The following is an 18,737-nucleotide window of genomic DNA, read 5'->3' on the forward strand; positions in this document are numbered from 1 at the left end:
TGTGAGCGGCAGCGCCCTCGAACCGAACGGAGAACGGAGTTACTCTTCGACGACGACAGTGCCGACCATCCCGGCCTGTTCGTGCGGGATGCAGAGATACTCGTACTCACCGGGCACGTCGAACGTGTACGAGTACGTCTCTCCACTGTCGATGAGTCCGCCCAGTGAGTTCGAGTACGCCTTTCGCGCCGTCTGTTCGTCCTCGAACCCGCCGCTGGCGAAGAACTCGGCATCCTCTGGGATGAGCGCTTCGTAGGCGGTGACCGTGTGACCGCGCGAACTCGTGTTTCGCCACACGACTTCGTCGCCGACTTCGACGGTGACGACCGGCGGGTCGAATGCGACAGCGGTCATGCCGACGTCGAACTCACCACTGGACGCCAGCGACGTCGCACAGCCGGCGAGGCTGGCAGTCACGGCCGTACCCGTCGCCGCGAGGAACCGACGCCGCGTCTGGCGACCGTCTGAGAACCCATCGTCTCGCATAGTCGACTCTCGGGACGCGACGGATAAATGTCGCATGGTTCGCCCGACGAACCCGACGACACGAACGGAACGTAAGAGGCAAAGGGGAGGTACGCAATCGCAACGGTATGAGACCCCGATTCGTCGGCCGGTTGGGCCCCGCTGACGTGGTCACTGCCGGCAACGCGGCACTTGGCTTCGTCGCTGCGGTGCTGACCGCAATCGACGTTCGCCTCGCCGCGAAGGTCATTCTCCTCGCTGCGATGGCCGACGGACTCGACGGGGTCGTCGCCCGCCGCTACGGCGGAACCGACGCAGGGCCGTATCTCGACTCGCTCGCCGACGTCGCTTCCTTCGGCGTCGCCCCCGCACTGCTCGTCGTCTCCGTCGTCCGCGAGATGTGGGGCTTCGACCAACTCAGAGTCGTCCTCGGCGTCGCAATCGCGGCGCTGTTCGTCGCGGCAGCGGTAGTTCGGTTGGCCCTCTACACCGCCTACGACAGCGGGAGCGACGAGACGGTCGGTGTTCCGACGACGCTCGCGGCCACGATTCTCTCGGCGGGTGTGCTCGTCGGCTTCGTCGACCCGATGATTCTCGTCGCGCTCTCGGCAATCATGGCGGCGCTGATGCTCTCCGACGTGACCTATCCGGATTTACACGCCCAGGACGCGCTCGTGATGGGTGTCGTGCAAGGACTCGCAATCGTCCTCTCGGGGTCGCTTGGAGAAGGGTTCGCGTTCGGACTGCTGTTCTTGGCGCTCGGTTATCTGTTCTTGGGGCCGCGGTTCTACTGGGGATAACTGACTCTGTCGGTGAGAAGCGAGACGCTCACATCCCCATGTCTGCCGCATCTTCAGGGATGGGAAGGTCCTGCGGGGAGACACCGAGGAGTTCTGCAGCGTGGTCGAGGGCCATGTCGAACCCGTAGTAGCGTTCTAACTCGTCGCCGTCGACCGTCGGGCGAACTTTGAGCATCGCGTACCCGTCGATGTTCTGTGCCACGGCGGCGGTCCGACCCTCCCGGTCGAATTCGAGGACGCGTTCGATTTCCGTGACGTAGTATCGGGCAGTGATGCCGTTGGCAGAGGCCTCCTGTTCACTCATACCCGCCGCTAGGGACGGGGTGGTGTCTAAAGTACCGGTTCTCTCGGGGCCGAGTATCCGGGTCGGAACGCTGGAACGAAAGTGACGTGTGTCCCTTCTCCGACCACAGTGTATGTGGTTTCAGAGCGGCCGTCGGCGTGACCTCTGCGCCATCCTCTACGACGCAGGTGAACTCCGGGGACAGAAGTTGAAGACGCGATTAGAGCGCTACTACGACACCCGCCTCGACCCGCAGTCGTTCTACGGAACGCTCAACGCGCTCGTAGATTCGGGTCACGTCGAACGACGGACCGAGGGAATTCACGACGTGTACGCACTCACCGATGGCGGCGCGAGCCGGGTCGAATCGTACTACTCGTGGCTCACCGAACGCGTAGAACGCCGCGAGAAACGGACCGCAGAAGCGGACGAACGACTCGTCGACTGACGACGACTACTTCTGCACCCAGTCGCCGATGGTGTTGCGGAGAATCTCGCTCGTCCCTTCGTAAATCTCGTTGAGCTTGGCGTCGCGGTAGTAGCGCTCGGCCGGGAAGTCTTTGGTGTACCCGTAGCCGCCGTGAATCTGAATGCCCTCGTTGGCGACTTCACGGGAGATTTCAGAGGCGTACAGCTTTGCCTGCGCGGCCTCCTTGATGAACGTCTCGTCGCGCATCTTCAGGTCGGCAGCCTTGTGCATGAGGAGTTTCGCGGCCTGCACTTTGGTGTCCATGTCGGCGAGTTTGTGCTTGATTGCCTGGAACTTGCCAATCGGCTGGTCGAACTGCTCGCGTTCGCCGGCGTACTTCACGGCGTCGTCGAGAGCGGCGCGTGCGATACCGATAGACCGCGCTGCAATCGTGATGCGGCCACCGTTGAGCGTCTTGAGCGCCTGAACGAACCCGTCACCCTCGTCGCCGAGGAGTCGGTCTTCGGGGATGCGCATGTCGTCGAAGCGGAGTTCGGCGGTCGGACACCCTTTGTCACCGAGTTTGTGCTCCGTCCCTTCGACGATGAAGCCGTCGTCTTCCTCGGGGCGGACGACGAACGAGGAGATGCCTTTGTTCCCCGCGTCGGGGTCGGTCTTGGCGAAGAGGATGACGGTGTCAGCGACGGAACCGTTCGAAATCCAGAGTTTGCCGCCGTTGACGACGTACTCGTCGCCGTCTTTCACTGCCGTCGTCTCCATGGCAGGAACGTCACTGCCAGCGCCGGGTTCGGAGAGTGCGAACGCACCGATGTCGGTCCCCTCGTTGACCGGCGTGAGGTACGTCTGTTTCTGGTCTTCGTTCCCGAACTCGTAGAGCATGTTGCCCGCGAGACTCGTGTGCGCCGCGACGATGGTTCCGAGGCCGCCGGACCCGCGCGAAATCTCTTCGAGGCCAATCGCGTACGAGTGGTAGTCGAGGCCCGCCCCGCCGTACTCCTCCGGGAACGGCATCCCCATCAGGCCGAGTTCGCCCATCTCCTCGACGAGGTCAGCGGGGAACTCGTCGGTTTCGTCGATTTCCGCCGCGCGGGGTTTGACCTCCTCGTCGACGAATTCCGCCACCATATCTCTAATCTGCTTCTGCTCAGCAGTGAGCGTGAAGTCCATGTCTGGTTCTTTCATCGACTATCCTTATGGTTTCTGCTACCGGCGGGGAGGTTTTCCCCACGAGACTTTTTATCCCCCCTACCGTATTGGTGAACACTCCGAATGTCTCGACACGCCGATGCCCGGCCACCGGCAACCGACGACGACCTTGACTGGTGTCACGATGCAGTTCAGGGCGTCTCGCGTACCTTCGCCCTCACCGTGGACGTCCTTGATGAACCGATGTCTTCCTACATCTGTATTGGCTATCTCCTCTGCCGAGTCGCCGACACCGTGGAGGACTCGTCGTCGATTTCGCCTGACGAGCAGGCTCACCTCCTTCGACTCTACGACAGCGCACTCGACCCCGACGACGACACCGATATCGACGAGTTCGTCACGGCCGTCGAACCACACCTACCTCCGGAAGACGAGCGCTCCGACGACTGGATGGTCGTCGCGAACGCCGACCGCGTGTTCCGCACGTTCGCCGCGCTCCCGGACGACGTTCGCGAGGCGGTCACGCCGCCTGTTCGTGAACTCGTCTCCGGGATGGCGATGTTCGTCGAACGCCACTCCGGAACTGGTGGACTCCGTATCCAGTCGCGCGAAGAACTCGAAGAGTACTGTTACTACGCGGCGGGGACCGTCGGCAACCTCATCACGAACCTCGTCACCCGTGGCAACGTCGACCGCGAACGAAGTTCCCGACTCTACGACACTGCCGAAGAGTTCGGACTGCTCCTCCAACTCGTCAACATCGCCAAAGACGTCCACGACGACTACACCGCCGAGAACAACGTCTACCTCCCCGCCGAGTGGTTGGACGAAGAGGGCGTGCCACAGGACGAAGTCGTCGACCCGCAAAACCTGAGCAAGACCGCGTCGGTCGTCTACCGAACGGCGACGCACGCCAAGTCCTTCGTCGACGACGCACAGACGTACCTGGAGACGGTTCCGCTGCGCGATGGGAACACGCTCGAAGCGTGGGCGATTCCGTTCCTCCTCGCGGTCGGTACCTTGCGTGAACTGCTCGCGAACCCGGAACACGCAGTGACTGGTGAAGGCGTCAAGGTGTCGCGGCAGGAAGTGTTCGCCGTCGTCACGGCGATGAACGACGCGAGTTCCGAATCGCTCGCAGAGATGCGCCACGCCATCGCTCGGCAACCGTTCCACCGGGCGGCAACGAACGCAGACTGAATCACCGCTGTCGAGTACGCACCACGTATCGAGTCGACGACGACTCGAGTGGCCGATTCGACGGCGACCATCTCTTGTTCATCTGTGCGGTCACCGGTGGGTTCGTCTGTTATCTGTCCCCGAGTGACGGGCGCGTTTTGGGAGGATTTTTAGTAACCGAAGAATAACGGGCGCCTATGAGTACCGAAGAAGCACACGACGACCACGGCCACCACCTGCCGGCGGTCCAGGACTGGCCGCGCGGCTTCGGCGAGGCGAGCTGGTGGCCCTTCGTCACCGCCGTCGGAGGCGCGGGCATCTACACCGGTGCCGGTCTCTACGTCATGGGACAGGACGGAATCGTCGGTTCAGCGCTCGGCCCAGCCGTGTTCATCGGCAGTATCTTCGTCTTCCTGGCCGGTCTCTACGGCTGGTTGTACCACGCCTTCGTGAGCCACTTCTGGTCGCGCGATGCGAACCAGAAGAGTGCAGCGAAACTCCGGTGGGGCATGATTGCCTTCCTCGGGTCCGAACTCGCGACGTTCGGTGCGCTGTTCATCTATTACTTCTTCATCCGTGCAGGAACGTGGCCACCACAGGAACTCCCGCACCTCTTGGGGTCGCTGGTGTTGATAAACACCGGGCTCCTGATTGCGTCGAGTTTCACGCTCCACTGGGCACACGTCGCCATCCGTAACGAGAACCGCCGGAACTTCATCCTCGGCCTCGCCGCGACGCTGGTCCTCGGTATCATCTTCATCGGCGGGCAGGTGTACGAGTACTACGTGTTCATCATCGAGGAAGGCTTCGACATTACGTCGGGCCTCTTCGGGTCGGCCTTCTACGGCCTCACGGGCCTCCACGGCCTCCACGTGAGCATGGGTGCGGTCATCCTCGGCATCGTCTTCGTCCGCGCGCTCCGCGGTCAGTACTCCGCCGAACGCCACGTCTCCGTGAGCACGGCCTCGATGTACTGGCACTTCGTCGACGTCGTCTGGATCTTCCTCGTCGTCGTCCTGTACGCCGGTGCGGAAATCACGCTCTAATCGCCTCGACAGCGACCATCCCTTTTTGCGTACTCCGTCGGTGAGCCAGCGGTTTGGACTGGGCTGTGTGACAGTCGGTGCTTCCATCGGGCGGCGCTTCGGTCGGCCGTCTGCCTCGGTCAGACGATGGTTCGTCGGACGCGTGTTTCGGCACCGTCGAGCGGAACCAGAACACGGACCGCTTGCTCGACTCGCTGTGACTCGTTACTTCGAGAACGAGGTGTCAGGAAGAGTGAGACTGAACGTCGCGACGGCCGAATCGCTCGGGAGTTAGCTGTAGCGGTCGTTGAACCGGTAGATATCTTGGTCGAGGCCGGCGACGATGAGATCGTCGTCTGACCGAACTCGAAGGTCGGGTCCGACGTCGGTGATGAGTTCGTCCCCGCGTTCGATGGCGATGATGGTGCAGTTCGTCTTGGCACGAACGTCCGCCTCGGCGAGCGTCTTCCCGACCATCCGTGGTGCTTGTGTCCGGACGATTTCGATTTGCGACTGCGGCGCGATGACTTCCTCGTCGAGGACCGTCGACGCGAGCATGCGTCCTGCGACGGTCGAAAGCGCGAGCACGTAGTCCGCACCGGCGCGGTAGAGTTTGGCGATGCTCTCGGTCTCGTTCGCTCGCGCGATGACTTCGGTCTCTTCTGAGACGCGCTCGGAGACGAGCGTCGCGAACACTGCTGTCGTGTCGTCGTCGAGCGCGAGGAGGACGCCGCGTGCTTCGGTGACGTTGGCTTCTGCGAGCGTCTGCGGGTCGGTGATGTCTCCGACCACGTCGACGCCGGCTTTGTCTACCTTGTCGACGACGAGGTGCGGAACGCCCGAACTGGCGAGCGTCTCCGCCGCTGTCGAGCCAACTTCGCCGTAGCCCGCGACGATGATGGACCCCCGACGGAACCGGCGGGCCGACGAGAGCGTGAGTGCACGCAGTTCTTCGAGGCGTTTCTCACGGCCGACGACGAGTAGTATCGTGTGTTCGTCGATGACGTCGTCGGGGGCGGGTGGTGAGACGAACTTCCCGGAGAACCACGCCCCGATGACGTTGACGCCGGTGAGACGAGCGATTCCGCTCTCGGCGATGGTCTCTCCTTCGACGGGACTCCCGCGCTGAACGAGGAGTTCTGCGACTTCGAAGTCCTCGCCAATCTCGATTGCGTCGCCGAGTGCGGACGAGACGGAGGTCGTCGCCTTCCCGGCGAGACTCTCTCCGAGGAGTCGACGAGGCGAGACGACCTGGTCTGCGCCGGCGTAGCGGTGATACTCGGCGACGCGAGGGTTTTCGATGAGACTGACGACGCGACTCGTCGGCGCGGCCTGCTTCGCGGCGAGGATGATACTCGCGTTGGTCTCGTCGTCGTCGTCGGCGACGATTGCGAGTGCTTCGGCCGCGTTCGCCGACTCCAACGCTTCGACCGACTCGGGGTCGCCGTGGATGACTTCGTACCCTTGCCCGTACAGTTCTTCGGCGAGGTCACGGTCCGATTCGAGGATGACGTACTCGACGTCCATGGCGTCGAGTTCGTCGACTAGCGCGTCACCGCGTGGCGTGAACGTACAGATGATGACGTGGTCGGTCTGGTCGGAAGACGCCGGTGGAGCAGTCCGCAGGGCGTCTTCGACGAGCGGAACGAGGAACAACGGCAACGTGAGGAACACAGTCGTGACTCCCGTGAGTTGCATCAGAATCGAGAGAGCGAGGAGTGGCGGATAGTCGACCCAGAACCGCGTCTGTTCTCCGTATCCGGTCGTCGTGAACGTCTCGACGACGACGTGAGTCGCCTGTAAGAAGCTCACGTCGACACCGGCGAAGAATCCGACCGCCCACTGATAGACCACCGCGTACGAGAGCATCAAGACTGCCGCACCCGTGAGGTAACGACCGAGTCGCGATTTTGCTTTCGAGAAACCGGGGCCGTCACCCGAAATAGACATACCACTCGCTATGGCCCCCGGTGTCTAAAAGTGTCCTGCCACCGGAGAGTCGATATGAGTAGACGGCGAGACGCTGCACTCGCACTCGTGGTCACCGTCCCCGTCGTGGTTGGTGTCGCCATCCTCCGTCCGCAGGCCACTCCTTCGCTGGTTCTTCTCGGTGTCTTCGGCACGCTCGCCCTCGAAGCAGCACTGTTGCGATGGCAGTCTCGCGTTCGCGCCGTGTGGGAACGTCCACGAATTCAGGTGGTCACTGTCGTGGCAACACTCACCGTGGTCGCGCTCGCAGTCGAGGCAGTGGGTGCGAACATCTTGGTTATCGTCCTCTCAGCGCTCGCGACCTATCTACTTCTCCTCGCGAGTGTCGAACTCAGAGACCGATGGACGGGGCGGCGGTAGAACTCCTCTCCCGTTCACAAACATCACGTGAGGAATACTTATCCGCAATCCGGCCGCCACAGTGTGTATGAATACCACGACCCGCGCAGTCATCGCCATCGTGTGTACCGCAGCGCTCGTGGCCACGTCGGTCCTCGGCGGGTCGTTTCTCGGTCTCGCTGCACCGCTGTCTGGTGACCTCTACGACACGGCCGCACCAACTGGTGCAACCCAGGTAGAGAGTCCGTACGGGTCTGCGAGTGTCTGGTACGACGATGCCGGTGTGCCGCACATCGAAGCCGAAAACGAGGAAGCGCTCTACTTCGCCGTCGGCTACGTGCAGGCCCGTGACCGCCTGTTCCAGATGGACCTCCAGCGCCGACTCGTCGGTGGGGAACTCTCGGCGATGGTCGGCGAATCGACGCTCGACTCCGACCGATTCTACCGCAGTCTCGACTTCGAATCCGCCGCCGAGGCGTCGTGGCAGTCGGTTCGAGGCACTGACGTGGGAACCCCAATCGAGGCGTTCACCGCGGGTGTGAATCACTACGCTGGAACGGGTCCGCTCCCACCCGAGTACGCCCTCCTCGATGCCGAGTTCGAAGCGTGGACACCGACAGACACCTTGCTGGTCGGGAAACTCATCTCGTGGCAACTCTCGGGGTCGTTCGCCGACCTCCGCCGAGCGACGGCAGTGTCCCGTCTCGGGCCGAACGCGTCTGCCCTCTATCCGGCGAGTCTCGACCACGACGTTCCCATCATCCGTGACTCGGCGGACTCTGACGCCGCACCGTTCTCGCCCGAGTCGGTCGTCGAAAACGCGTCTGCGCCGAGCGCCACCGTCGACGGTGACTTCGGTGCCCTCGCCGAGTGGACCGACGCCTACGACAAAGACCCGACCTACGGGTCGAACAACTGGGTCGTCTCCGGCGACCACACAGCCTCCGGAGCGCCGCTTCTCGCCAACGACCCCCACCTCTCACTGACTGTCCCACCAATCTGGTACGAGATGCATCTCTCGACCGACGAGATGGACGTTCGTGGCGTCGGCTTCCCGGGGATCCCGATGGTCGTCATTGGCCGAACTGCCGACGCTGCGTGGGGAGTGACGAACGTCGGCGGCGACTTCACCGACCTCTACACGTACGAGATGCGCGACGGTGGCTACGTCTACGATGGCGAGGTTCGCGCGTTCGACACCCAGACGGAGACTATCGAAGTCGCCGACGGGGAGGACGTAGATATCGAGGTTCGAAAGTCCGTTCACGGGCCGGTCATCGAACGTGGCGGAAAGACTGTCGGCGTCGCGTGGCCGGGGTTCTCGGCGACGAACGAGTCACTCGGCGTCTACCGTCTCAATCACGCAGAATCGGTCGACGAAATCCGTGACGCACTGCGCATCTGGGACGTTCCCGCCCAGAACTTCGTCGCCGCCGACCGCGCGGGGAACACGCTGTACTACCCTGCCGGTCGCTATCCGATTCGCGTGACCGATGGCGAGGTCGTTCGCGGCGACACCATCTTCGACGGGTCGGCCGGCGAAGGCGATTGGCGTGGGTACGAACCGTACGGGCAGTCCTCGTGGGACGGCTTCGTTCCGTTCGAATCGATTCCTCACGTCGAAAATCCGGACCTGCTCGCGACGGCCAACCAGCGCACTATCGACGACCCGGCGTTCTACATGGGCACGTCGATGACGTACGCCGACCCCTACCGAGGGCAGCGTATCTACGACTTGCTGGACGAGGCGGTGGCACAAGGCGACGTGACTGCCGAGACGATGCGACAGATTCAACGAGACGTTCGCTCCGACGCAGCGACCAGTTTTACCTCGTACGCGACGAGTTCTGATGCAGTGGCACAGATGTCGCCAGACGCACGAGAACTGACAGCCGAACTCGACGGATGGGACGGACAGATGCGCGCCGACTCGCGAGCAGCGCTCGTCTACCGCATCTGGGTGGACGAGTTCCAAACTGCGACGTTCGCCGACGAGTTCGAGCCCGAAGGGATGGACGACTCGTACTACCCGCGTCTCTCCGTCTTACAGCGCCTCGACGCTGATTCCCAGTGGTACGACAACCGCTCGACGCTGGAGCAGACAGAAACTCGTGACGACATCGCTGCGCAGGCGATGAACCGCACCGCCGAGCGACTCGACCGAGAAGGGTGGGAGACCTACGGCGACTTCAACACACTCGACATGAACCACCCGTTCGACCGCGCGTTCCTGAACTATCCGGAGCGCCCGATGGATGGGTCGCAGTACACCGTGTTCAACTTCCGCTCTGCTGGGTCGACGCAGGCGGGCAGTAGTTGGCGGATGGTCGTCGACTTCTCCGACGAGGACGACTCAGTCGGTGTCATTCCCGGCGGTCAACGCGGCGTCTTCTGGTCTGAACACTACCACGACCAACTCGACCAGTGGGCCGACGGTGCGTACAAACCACTCACGCTCGACCGACCTGCTGGGTCGCCCGACATCGTCTTCGGAGGTGGACAATGAGCGTTCTCACCGAGGTCCGGACTGGAAACCGTGCTGAACTCGCGTTGGTCGTCGCCACGCTGGTCGGTCTCGGTGCCGCATCCATCCATTGGACCGGCCTCATCCTCGGCGGCGTTCTCGTCGGCATCCTCGCAACGTCTGTTCGGCGCGCCGTCGTGCAGGGGCTCACCTTCGGTGGAATCGCACTCGCGGTCCACGTCGGCCGCCTCTGGGTGCAGGGTGCGCTGGACCCGTTCTTCCAGACTGGCATCCTCCTCGCACTCACCGTCGGTATCGCGTTTGGCCTGCCGACAGTCGCCGCCATTGGTGCACGCGCCCTCGTCGACGATGTTTGAGGAGTCGCCCTCGCCAGCAACTCGACAGACACAGCGGCGAGTCCTCGGGACCGGAGTACTCGCTACGATGGCGACAGGTTGTGTTGGATTAGCTCTCACATCGTCTGTGAGCCTCGTGAGCGCGACGACGTGGACGGCCGTGGCGATGTTCGCCGTCGTAGGTCTCTGGGGTTACACGTACGTCTACGCGCCGGAGAACGTGGCCTCACGCACGGCTGAGCAGTCGGACACCGACGACCCTCGCGTGTACGACACACTTGGACTCCCAACGTCGGTGACGCTCGTCAGAGGAACGCTCGTCGCAGGTATCGCTGGAGTCGCCGGTATGGTCGTCTTCGGACCCGCTACCGAATGGATGGCATGGGTCGCAGCAATCGCGTACGGCCTCGCCGCGGCCCTCGACTCTGTGGATGGGTTTCTCGCACGACGACTGGGCCGAGTTACGGACCTCGGCGGGCGACTCGACACTACTGTCGACGCCTTCGGACTCCTCGCCGCACCGCTGGCGGGCGTCGTCCTCGGGCAGCTGCCGTGGTGGTACCTCTCTGTCGGCGCAGCACGGTACGTCTTCGTCGCCGGCCTCTGGTGGCGCGAACGAACCGGCCGACCGACGTTCGACCTGCCTCCCCGGCCGTCTCGACGCGTCCTCGCCGGTCTCCAGATGGCGGTCGTTCCAGTTGCACTCGCACCCGGCGTCGCCGACGCGTGGATACCGTTCGTCGCCGGCGTCGCTGCGAGCGGGCTCCTCCTCGGGTTCGGTCGCGACTGGTTGTACGTCTCTGGACGCATCGAACCACAGGCACGAGTTCGCGCGACGACCCCGACGAAAGACTAGTCGAGCTGCGAGAGGATGTCGATGTTGTGCGCGATGTAGGAGAGTTCACCGAACTCTAACTGGCGGTGTCGCGTCGCGAGCCACCGCTTGAGCTCGTCGTCGTCGACTGAGTCGACGTCGCCGACCGACTGTTCGACGAACCCGAGGATACGGTCGAGAAAGATGCGCTCGTGGTCGTCGTGTTCTGGGTGAACGACCCAGTCTGACCCGCCTGCTGAGACGATGTCTGCACCGAACTCTGGGAGGACCGACAGGAGGGCTGAGCCAGTGTCTGGCCCCGCGCTGTCACCGTCTCGCATCGTCTCGTGGTAGGCGTCGAGGATGTCGTCGTCTGCGTCGTGTGGGGGGCCGAACGCGGTTCGACCGTCGAAGGTAATCGGTGCGTAGAGGTAGCCACCAGCGACGAGGCGAGAGACGAGTGAATCGACTGCGCGCCGGAGGGGAAGGAGGTCGAAGACAGCGTGCGCGATGACGAGGTCGATCGCCTTCGGGAGCGCCGACATGGCGTCGAAGAGGTCGCTCGTGACATACGTGAGTGAGACGCGCCGGCCGTGACGCTCGATTCGAAAACCGTCTTTCGTTGGTACGGCTGCCCACCCGGCGGCGTGGGACCACTTCGCGAACTCCTTCGCCGCCTGGTCGGCCATCCCCTTCCGTCGGTCGACCATGACGTACTTGATGTCGTCGTGCGCGTCGAACACTCCCCACGAGAGGAGTCGACGGCACATCGCACCGGTTCCCGCCCCAACGGAGACGACACGGAGTGGTTCTCCCGGGTTCGACTCCGCGTGTTCTTCCAGACGGTCTCCGAGGTCCGCGAGTGTCGGTCGGTGGAGTGCGCGGTCGTCCACCGCCTCCTTCGACCGGAGGTACCGAACGAACGGGTCGTCGTGTCTGGTCACGAACGTCTCGTCACGTCGGGATGGTATAATCGTTCTCCCGAGTCACGACGAGTCTGTCGGACGCCCGTCCCCAGAACCCCCCGAACTGAGCGTCCGGCCCGCGCGGACGAGTACGAATCACGTGGAATCGCCCGGAAAGTATTTGATTCACTTGCTGTGAAGTAACGGCAAATGGATAGCGAGATTATCGACGCGGTGACTGGGTGGGATTCCGCACCGACGGGTCGCGGTTACGGTGGCCTCCGGTCGCTCGCGGACGACGGCTTCTCCGGTGCCGTCGTAGCCGGCATGACGTGGGGCTTCATGCTCAACGGTCGTCTCCTCGGCGTTTTCGATGGGACGATAGCCGACTTCGACGACGAATCGTTCGAAGCCTACCGCGCACCACACGCATCGTTGCCGCTGTTGTACACCATGCAAGAGACTGGTGGCGACGTGCGCGCGCAGTACTACACGGAAGACACGCCGCTGACCGACGCCGACGGAACGCTCTCTGCTGGAGGGTTCACAGGGTTCGTAGAACTCTCTGAAAACGTCCTCTCTGGTGACTACTACGTCGTCTACCACGGTGGGAAATCGATGAGCGCCGCGTTCGTCGGCAACAGCAAGCGCCTCGTCACCGGCGACGAAGCCTTCGAACTCGCCGACGACGAGATTGGCATCTACAAAGTGTACGACGTCGACATCGACCTCGTCGAGATTCCGGGCGACGGGGACGACGACGCGGCATCCGAATCCGAGTCGACCGCCGGCGTCGCAAGCGCCGAATCGACCGAGTCTACCGAAAGCGACGACGATTCAGATGCGGCGGATGCGACTGACGAACCAGCACCTGCGTCGGAGACAGTGGACGTGGAGATTCCCGAGGCGTCCAGTCAGCCGGACTCGACCGACGACGCTGGCGAGACAGAGACGCAGACGCCCGACACACCTGCGGACTCGCCGAGCACAGCGCAGGCTGATACCTCGGCCGATTCTGCGACGCCGACGTCGACACAGGTCTCTGAAGCCGAGACGACCGAGGCGAAACGCTCGTCTGGGACTACGTCGAGCTCGGCGGCGACCGGTGCCGGAAGCAGTAACGGGTCGTCTTCTGACTCGTCCGCAGACGAGGACGCCAGCGACGACGACGTCTTCTCTGCAGAGGCAGAGTGGCGAAACGCGCGGTCGATTCCGTCGCTCGACCCCCGTGACTCGGAAGGTGAGACGATCAGCGACCGACCCGGGAACGCACGCCACGCCAAACAGCGGGCGGAGCGACCGAAGCGCACGCGGAACGCCTCGCGACAAGGAAAACCCAAACCCAAGCGCACCTCGCGTTCGTCTTCGAGCTCCTCGCAGAGTTCCCAACAGTCGACGCAAACGGCATCGGCGGTATCCACCGGCGAAGTCGACGCGCTCAAAGAACAGCTCTCGGAACTGAAATCGACGCGCGAACGCCTCGAATCCGAGCGTGACTCGCTCCGGAACGAGCGCGACGAACACCGTTCCCGTGCAGAAGAACTCGAACAGCGGGTGAACGAACTCGAAGCCGAAGTCGAGCGACTCAGAACTGAACTTGACGAGGCCGGCATCGCATCGACAGACCGGTCGATGTCTGCCGACGAGGCACTTCGTGGGACTAACCTGTTCATCCGCTACGCCCGCAAGAGTGGCGCGACGTTGGAGAAAGCACACGCCGGACAGGCGAAGCGTGACGACGTCTTCGAGAACCTCCGTCTCGAACACCACACGACGTTCGACACGGAAGGACTCGGCGTCGATGGGCAGCCCTACGAATCGTTCCTCCACGAGTCGCCAGAGTTCGGGTTCGCCAAGTGGGCCGTCACCGACCTGCTCTACGAGATTGGCGAGACTGGCAACCGGTCGAGTCTCGCGGGTGTCTTCGACGCCATTCCGAAAGCAGACCGTATCGAACTCTACGGAACCGTCTCGGTCCCAATTGGCGAGGGCGAGACCGAGCCTCGCAAGTTCGACGTCATCTTCCGAGACCAGATGGGTAACCCGCTGTTCGTCGCGAATCTGAACGACTCCCGCGACCCGGCCACGCAGTCGATGGTCACGCAACTCATCAAAGACTCGAAAGCCGTCGCCGAGGCCAACGAGTCCCTCGGTTCGGCGTTCGTCGTCACGAAGAGTTTCTTCGAACCGGACGCCCTCGAAGCGGCCACCGAAGAGACCGGCGGCGGACTCCTGAGCCGCTCGAAGCGCAAGAGCTTCGTGAAACTCTCGCGGAAGCAGGGCTACCATCTCTGTCTCGTCGAAGCCCGGAGCGGCGAGTTCCATCTGAACGTCCCCGACCTGTAATCGGGCGGCGATTCGTCTCTCGGGCAGTTTTTTTGCGGTTCTTTTGCAGGTGACCAGTGGTCACGACTAGAGGCTCGTCAGTGTGTCCGAGAGAAACGAAGGACGGCGGTGCGACTCCTACGTCACACTCGGTCCTCGTACGGCCCCGTGTCTCGAACCCGGACGGGGCCGCACCAAGCGGTCATCGTAGATGCGGCCGCTCCCGAGACGGGTCAGACGTGACTCGTCGTGGGAAACAGGATATGGAACGGCCGCGCCTAACGGAATTAGCTCTCGATTTCGGCTGCGTCTTCGATCTTCATCGTTTCGAGCTTGGTGACAATCTCGTCGAGCTTGTCGTCGAGTTCGTCGACGAACTCGTCGGTTCGCTCGGTCTTGATCGCACCTTGGCTGGAGGGCTCGATAAGGTTCTCTTCTTCGAGAACGCGGAGCGAGTACCGAACCTTGTGGTGGGGGTAGCCAGTCTCGTTCGACATCTTGACGATGCCGATCGGCTCGTTATCGATGACCATCTTCAGGACCTGGAGATGGCGCTCCAACATATCGACTTCTTTCTCAAGTCGGTCTATCATGCCATTTGTTAACTCTTCTTGGGAGGCTTTAAGCCTTGCCCTCTTCGTCGGCGAATAATAAGATATCGCGTCCTAATCGAGGAAACTAATTAACCGTTGTGTTATACGCCGCCACGGTAATGCGAGTTCGTGGCAGGTTTGGACAGCGGGAGTGACAAAGTATACATAATCGTGTATTTGTTCTCGGCCAGTACCGTAATCTGTTTAGTGCGTGGCGGGGAACGGCCGACGTATGACTGTTACCATCGTCGGTTCGCAACTCGGCGACGAGGGCAAAGGTGCGCTCGTCGACCTGTGGGGTGGCGACGCTGACATCGTCGTCCGCTATCAAGGCGGCGACAACGCTGGCCACACCGTCGTCGAAGACGGCCAAGAGTACAAGCTATCGCTCGTCCCGAGCGGGGCCGTCCGCGACAAAGTGGGCGTGCTCGGAAACGGGTGTGTCATCAATCCGCGGACGCTCTTCTCCGAGATCGACGACCTGCGCGAGCGCGGACTCGAACCCGACGTGCGTCTGGCGAAGCGCGCGCACGTCATCATGCCGTACCACCGCCGCCTCGACAACATCGAGGAAGAAGCGAAGGCCGACTCCGACGAAGACCTCGTCGTCGGCACGACTGGCCGTGGCATCGGCCCGACCTACGAGGACAAAGCAGGCCGTCGCGGTATCCGCGTTGGCGACCTCCTGGACCCAGACGTGCTTCGCCAGCGCCTCGAATACGTCGTTCCGCAGAAGAAGGCACTCATCGAGGACGTGTACGGTCTCGAAGCAGGTGAGGAGTGCGACGTCGAAGCCCTCGTCGAGGAGTACACCGAGTTCGGCCGTCGACTCCGCAAAGACGACATGGCCGTCAACTGTGGCGACTTCCTCGCAGAACGGCGCGAAGCAGGCGAGAACGTGATGTTCGAGGGCGCACAGGGGACGCTCATCGACATCGACCACGGAAGCTACCCGTACGTGACCTCCTCGAACCCGACTGCTGGCGGCGCTGCCACGGGTTCGGGTGTCGGACCGACCGTCGTCGGACAGGGCGAAGTCGTCGGCATCGTCAAAGCGTACCTCTCGCGTGTCGGTGAGGGACCGATGCCGACCGAACTGAAGAACGACGAGCGTGACGAAGAACTCGCAGACTTCATCCGCGAGAAGGGCGGCGAGTTCGGGACCGTCACCGGTCGCCCACGTCGTATCGGATGGCTCGACATGCCGATGCTCCGCCACGCCGCACGCGTGAGCGGGTTCACCGGCATCGCCGTCAACCACCTCGACGTGCTCGCCGGCCTCGACGAAATCAAGGTCGGACACGCATACGAACTCGAAGGCGAAGAGCGTCTCACCATGCCCGCGACGACCGAGCGCTGGGCAGAGTGCGAACCCGTCCTCAAGGAGTTCGAGACCTGGCCGGAAGTCGACTGGACCGAAGTCGCCGAGGAAGGCGCCGACGCCATCCCGGACGCCGCACAGGACTATCTCGACTACATCTCGGACGAACTCGGTGTCCCGATTTACGCCGTCGGTGTCGGCCCAGACCGCGCCCAGACGGTCCACCTCGCGAACCCGTTCGACCAATAATCCCGTCGAACCTGCGCCCGTCCACCGAGGTCTACAGCGAACGACTCCCAACCTGAGGGAGGTCCGGACGGCGCCGAACCCGTACGCTTTTACTGCACGGAATCCACCGTCACGACAATGAAAGAATCCCTGTTGGACATCCTCTGTGACCCCCTCGACAAGAGTGAACTCGAGCTGGAAGTCGACGAGCGAGACGGCGACGAAATCATCGAAGGTCGACTCATCGGGACGGTCACGGGTGAAGTCTACCCCATCGAGGACGGCATTCCGAACCTCCTGCCGCCGGATATGCGAGACGACTGACCGGACCTGAACGTTTTTCTATTTCCGAATCAACGGTGAAATCGTGTCGAACGCGCCGCTCACCGTCTCGTTGAACGAAGAGCGCCCTCACGACCTCTCAGTTGCACCGTCGTTCACGACGACCGGCACGTTCACGGTCGAACTCGAAAACCTCGGGCAGGCCGTCCACGTCCACCTCAACATCGACGACGAACTCTCGCGAGTGGTGACGCTCACGAATGGAAACCACTTCGTCAACGGCGGTCAGACGAAGACGGTGACGCTGTCTGTCACTCCACCCTCGGAACCGGTGACTGGAAAGCTCAAAATCGTCTCCGGATACGGGTCGCAGACGGCGTACGTGGACGTAACCGTCACCCCCGGAACGGGTGGCAAGCCCCCGGTCGAGATCGACGACACGCTCTCGAAACCCGCGCGGGCCGAACCCGACCAGGGTCTCGTGGGCGTCTTCGAAGACGTGTTTCCGGACGTCGACCCCCGAGCGGCCCCGCTCTTGGTTCTCGCCGGCGTCGCACTGGTCCTCGCATTCGTCGTCGCGTCGGTGTTCGACAGCACCGCCATCACGCTCAGCGCTGTCGTCGTCGTGGGCGGTGTCTTCGCTGCGCTGGTGCTGGCGGTGTGGTGAGGAGACGCCGCAGCTAAAAATCGAGTGTTAGTCGGCTACTCGTCTTCAGTCGGGACGCCGCAGAGGTTTCCGTCCTCGTCGAACAGTTTCGCGCGGAGGAACCGCGTCCGGTAGCGGTTGGAACCTTCGTACACGTCTGCCTCGCGAATCTCGTCGATACGGTCGTCTGCGACGGCCTCGATGATGTCTTCGACCTGCTGTTTCTCCGACGGCGTGAGTTCGAACTCGTACGTCTTCGTCTCTTCACCTTCGAGACGCGTCCACTTGCGGGACGCCGCGATGACGAGCGAGCAGGGTTCGCGGCAGGGGAAGACACCGTCGCCGCCATCGACGTCGAGGTCGGTCTCGTCGTCGTACTCCCACTCGCGGCGCTTGACACACTGCGAGTCGTCACAGCAGGCCTCGGCGACCCAGTTGACGTGTTCGTGGCCGTCACCGCGATTCCACGTGTCGATGACGCTGTACATGCCAGTCTGTCGGCCGATGGTGTCTTCCCAGTGTTCGACGTCGAGCGTTCCTTCGCGCTCGCGGAACCAGTTCGGAACTGACGCAGGGTAGAACGTCTCGACCGTCTCGACGAGGTCGCGGCCGTCGAGGTCGGGGAACACCCATCCACCGGCGAGGTTCGCACCGGTCTTCAGCGGTCGGTAGCGCCCCTTCTCGTCGTACGTCGCCAGTTGTCGCGCTGCGAGTGGTTCGTGGTACGGGTCGAGGTCGTCGACGTCGATGTCGGCGTCGTCGACGTGGCGGAGGTCGTACGACCGCTCGCCGTGGCCGTCGATGGTTGCCGTGATGCGAAGTTGGCCCCACTCGTGGTGAATTCCGTCTCGAAGCGCATCGTAGCGTTCCGGAACCGCGTACTTGCCTGCACCTTCGACCCACCGGAGGAAGGCCCGACGCTGCGGGCTCGACTCACCGACGACGGTGCTCCAGACGTACCAGTTCGTGGCGTAGTCGTCGTAGTCGCCCAGTGCGTCGCGGAGTGCGTCTTCTGAGAGACCGGCGTGGTGTGAGTCTGGTGTCTCCAGCGTGTATCCGTCGTCGCTCTGCGTCACCTCCAGGCCGTCGAGGCGAACGTCGTCATCGGCGGCGGCGGCAACGAGGGCGTCGATGTGGTGTCCCATCG

General features: G+C 62.8%; 19 protein-coding genes. 12 read left to right on the forward strand and 7 right to left on the reverse strand.

Annotated features, from left to right (window positions below):
• Positions 1-39: 39 nt before the first annotated feature.
• Positions 40-486 carry a cupredoxin domain-containing protein gene (locus GJR98_RS12365; protein WP_151138913.1) on the reverse strand — a complete coding sequence of 149 codons (447 nt, stop codon included), beginning with the start codon at positions 484-486 and terminating at the stop codon, positions 40-42.
• A 107-nt stretch (positions 487-593) separates the two neighbouring features.
• Here GJR98_RS12365 and GJR98_RS12370 point away from each other — a divergent pair, with 107 nt between their 5' ends.
• Positions 594-1,265: a protein sorting system archaetidylserine synthase gene (locus GJR98_RS12370; RefSeq protein WP_151138915.1), complete on the forward strand. Its 672-nt coding sequence runs from the start codon at positions 594-596 to the stop codon at positions 1,263-1,265.
• 28 nt (positions 1,266-1,293) lie between these two features.
• Here the strand turns inward: GJR98_RS12370 and GJR98_RS12375 are convergent, their stop codons facing one another.
• A complete protein-coding gene (locus tag GJR98_RS12375; RefSeq protein ID WP_151138917.1) occupies positions 1,294-1,569 on the reverse strand; it encodes a DUF7111 family protein in 276 nt (91 codons plus the stop codon).
• A gap of 112 nt (positions 1,570-1,681) precedes the next feature.
• Here GJR98_RS12375 and GJR98_RS12380 point away from each other — a divergent pair, with 112 nt between their 5' ends.
• Positions 1,682-1,996, forward strand: a complete 315-nt coding sequence (locus GJR98_RS12380) for a helix-turn-helix transcriptional regulator (RefSeq protein ID WP_151138920.1) — start codon at positions 1,682-1,684, stop codon at positions 1,994-1,996.
• A 6-nt stretch (positions 1,997-2,002) separates the two neighbouring features.
• Here the strand turns inward: GJR98_RS12380 and GJR98_RS12385 are convergent, their stop codons facing one another.
• Complete coding sequence (locus GJR98_RS12385) at positions 2,003-3,145, reverse strand: acyl-CoA dehydrogenase (protein ID WP_151139448.1); 1,143 nt, start codon at positions 3,143-3,145, stop codon at positions 2,003-2,005.
• A gap of 102 nt (positions 3,146-3,247) precedes the next feature.
• Here GJR98_RS12385 and GJR98_RS12390 point away from each other — a divergent pair, with 102 nt between their 5' ends.
• Together GJR98_RS12390 and GJR98_RS12395 are read left to right on the forward strand one after the other, a co-directional pair.
• Positions 3,248-4,324 (forward strand): phytoene/squalene synthase family protein, encoded by a 1,077-nt coding sequence (locus GJR98_RS12390; protein ID WP_151138922.1) that lies wholly within the window; start codon positions 3,248-3,250, stop codon positions 4,322-4,324.
• 176 nt (positions 4,325-4,500) lie between these two features.
• Positions 4,501-5,349 (forward strand): cytochrome c oxidase subunit 3, encoded by an 849-nt coding sequence (locus GJR98_RS12395; RefSeq protein WP_151138924.1) that lies wholly within the window; start codon positions 4,501-4,503, stop codon positions 5,347-5,349.
• Between the two features lie 270 nt (positions 5,350-5,619).
• Here the strand turns inward: GJR98_RS12395 and GJR98_RS12400 are convergent, their stop codons facing one another.
• The gene (locus GJR98_RS12400) at positions 5,620-7,278 is read right to left on the reverse strand and encodes a potassium channel family protein (protein ID WP_151138926.1); all 1,659 of its coding nucleotides are present in this window, start codon (positions 7,276-7,278) and stop codon (positions 5,620-5,622) included.
• Between the two features lie 54 nt (positions 7,279-7,332).
• Between GJR98_RS12400 and GJR98_RS12405 the strand changes: the two genes are divergently transcribed.
• The 4 genes from GJR98_RS12405 to GJR98_RS12420 all read left to right on the forward strand — a co-directional run bounded on the left by GJR98_RS12405 (position 7,333) and on the right by GJR98_RS12420 (position 11,332).
• Positions 7,333-7,677 (forward strand): hypothetical protein, encoded by a 345-nt coding sequence (locus GJR98_RS12405; protein ID WP_151138928.1) that lies wholly within the window; start codon positions 7,333-7,335, stop codon positions 7,675-7,677.
• Between the two features lie 67 nt (positions 7,678-7,744).
• Positions 7,745-10,162, forward strand: a complete 2,418-nt coding sequence (locus GJR98_RS12410) for a penicillin acylase family protein (RefSeq protein WP_151138930.1) — start codon at positions 7,745-7,747, stop codon at positions 10,160-10,162.
• Positions 10,159-10,497: a hypothetical protein gene (locus GJR98_RS12415; RefSeq protein WP_151138932.1), complete on the forward strand. Its 339-nt coding sequence runs from the start codon at positions 10,159-10,161 to the stop codon at positions 10,495-10,497. Before GJR98_RS12410 ends, GJR98_RS12415 begins: the two co-directional genes overlap by 4 nt.
• Before the next feature lie 67 nt (positions 10,498-10,564).
• The gene (locus tag GJR98_RS12420) at positions 10,565-11,332 is read left to right on the forward strand and encodes a CDP-alcohol phosphatidyltransferase family protein (protein WP_191965462.1); all 768 of its coding nucleotides are present in this window, start codon (positions 10,565-10,567) and stop codon (positions 11,330-11,332) included.
• Here the strand turns inward: GJR98_RS12420 and GJR98_RS12425 are convergent.
• Positions 11,329-12,234: an SAM-dependent methyltransferase gene (locus GJR98_RS12425; RefSeq protein ID WP_151138936.1), complete on the reverse strand. Its 906-nt coding sequence runs from the start codon at positions 12,232-12,234 to the stop codon at positions 11,329-11,331. The two genes, GJR98_RS12420 and GJR98_RS12425, sit on opposite strands and share 4 nt — an antisense overlap.
• Before the next feature lie 171 nt (positions 12,235-12,405).
• On the opposite strand from GJR98_RS12425, the gene GJR98_RS12430 reads away from it, so the two are divergent.
• On the forward strand, positions 12,406-14,541 hold the full coding sequence (locus tag GJR98_RS12430) for a DUF7527 domain-containing protein (RefSeq protein WP_151138938.1): 2,136 nt from the start codon (positions 12,406-12,408) through the stop codon (positions 14,539-14,541).
• Positions 14,542-14,807: 266 nt separating this feature from the next.
• Here the strand turns inward: GJR98_RS12430 and GJR98_RS12435 are convergent, their stop codons facing one another.
• Positions 14,808-15,113, reverse strand: coding sequence for a hypothetical protein (locus GJR98_RS12435; RefSeq protein ID WP_151138940.1), 306 nt, complete (start codon positions 15,111-15,113; stop codon positions 14,808-14,810).
• A gap of 232 nt (positions 15,114-15,345) precedes the next feature.
• Here GJR98_RS12435 and GJR98_RS12440 point away from each other — a divergent pair, with 232 nt between their 5' ends.
• The 3 genes from GJR98_RS12440 (at position 15,346) to GJR98_RS12450 (ending at position 17,611) form a co-directional block, all read left to right on the forward strand.
• Positions 15,346-16,683 carry an adenylosuccinate synthase gene (locus tag GJR98_RS12440; protein ID WP_151138942.1) on the forward strand — a complete coding sequence of 446 codons (1,338 nt, stop codon included), beginning with the start codon at positions 15,346-15,348 and terminating at the stop codon, positions 16,681-16,683.
• 117 nt (positions 16,684-16,800) lie between these two features.
• Positions 16,801-16,986 carry a methytransferase partner Trm112 gene (locus GJR98_RS12445; RefSeq protein WP_151138944.1) on the forward strand — a complete coding sequence of 62 codons (186 nt, stop codon included), beginning with the start codon at positions 16,801-16,803 and terminating at the stop codon, positions 16,984-16,986.
• Positions 16,987-17,029: 43 nt separating this feature from the next.
• The gene (locus GJR98_RS12450; RefSeq protein ID WP_151138946.1) at positions 17,030-17,611 is read left to right on the forward strand and encodes a DUF7524 family protein; all 582 of its coding nucleotides are present in this window, start codon (positions 17,030-17,032) and stop codon (positions 17,609-17,611) included.
• Positions 17,612-17,646: 35 nt separating this feature from the next.
• On the opposite strand, the gene GJR98_RS12455 is transcribed toward GJR98_RS12450, so the two are convergent.
• Positions 17,647-18,735 carry a DR2241 family protein gene (locus GJR98_RS12455; protein ID WP_151138948.1) on the reverse strand — a complete coding sequence of 363 codons (1,089 nt, stop codon included), beginning with the start codon at positions 18,733-18,735 and terminating at the stop codon, positions 17,647-17,649.
• Between the last annotated feature and the right edge of the window lie 2 nt (positions 18,736-18,737).

Origin of the sequence: Haloferax marinisediminis, from assembly GCF_009674585.1 — an archaeon.
Lineage (GTDB): Archaea > Halobacteriota > Halobacteria > Halobacteriales > Haloferacaceae > Haloferax > Haloferax marinisediminis.

Bases quoted from the DNA above. Each gene is read 5' to 3' on its own strand.
- GJR98_RS12440 (WP_151138942.1), top strand. From the start codon at position 15,346: ATGACTGTTACCATCGTCGGTTCGCAACTCGGCGACGAGGGCAAAGGT.
- GJR98_RS12430 (WP_151138938.1), top strand. From the start codon at position 12,406: ATGGATAGCGAGATTATCGACGCGGTGACTGGGTGGGATTCCGCACCG.
- GJR98_RS12385 (WP_151139448.1), bottom strand. From the start codon at position 3,145: ATGGACTTCACGCTCACTGCTGAGCAGAAGCAGATTAGAGATATGGTG.
- GJR98_RS12370 (WP_151138915.1), top strand. From the start codon at position 594: ATGAGACCCCGATTCGTCGGCCGGTTGGGCCCCGCTGACGTGGTCACT.
- GJR98_RS12395 (WP_151138924.1), top strand. From the start codon at position 4,501: ATGAGTACCGAAGAAGCACACGACGACCACGGCCACCACCTGCCGGCG.
- GJR98_RS12420 (WP_191965462.1), top strand. From the start codon at position 10,565: ATGGCGACAGGTTGTGTTGGATTAGCTCTCACATCGTCTGTGAGCCTC.
- GJR98_RS12435 (WP_151138940.1), bottom strand. From the start codon at position 15,113: ATGATAGACCGACTTGAGAAAGAAGTCGATATGTTGGAGCGCCATCTC.
- GJR98_RS12455 (WP_151138948.1), bottom strand. From the start codon at position 18,735: ATGGGACACCACATCGACGCCCTCGTTGCCGCCGCCGCCGATGACGAC.
- GJR98_RS12390 (WP_151138922.1), top strand. From the start codon at position 3,248: ATGTCTCGACACGCCGATGCCCGGCCACCGGCAACCGACGACGACCTT.
- GJR98_RS12405 (WP_151138928.1), top strand. From the start codon at position 7,333: ATGAGTAGACGGCGAGACGCTGCACTCGCACTCGTGGTCACCGTCCCC.
- GJR98_RS12415 (WP_151138932.1), top strand. From the start codon at position 10,159: ATGAGCGTTCTCACCGAGGTCCGGACTGGAAACCGTGCTGAACTCGCG.
- GJR98_RS12445 (WP_151138944.1), top strand. From the start codon at position 16,801: ATGAAAGAATCCCTGTTGGACATCCTCTGTGACCCCCTCGACAAGAGT.
- GJR98_RS12365 (WP_151138913.1), bottom strand. From the start codon at position 486: ATGCGAGACGATGGGTTCTCAGACGGTCGCCAGACGCGGCGTCGGTTC.
- GJR98_RS12400 (WP_151138926.1), bottom strand. From the start codon at position 7,278: ATGTCTATTTCGGGTGACGGCCCCGGTTTCTCGAAAGCAAAATCGCGA.
- GJR98_RS12380 (WP_151138920.1), top strand. From the start codon at position 1,682: ATGTGGTTTCAGAGCGGCCGTCGGCGTGACCTCTGCGCCATCCTCTAC.
- GJR98_RS12410 (WP_151138930.1), top strand. From the start codon at position 7,745: ATGAATACCACGACCCGCGCAGTCATCGCCATCGTGTGTACCGCAGCG.
- GJR98_RS12375 (WP_151138917.1), bottom strand. From the start codon at position 1,569: ATGAGTGAACAGGAGGCCTCTGCCAACGGCATCACTGCCCGATACTAC.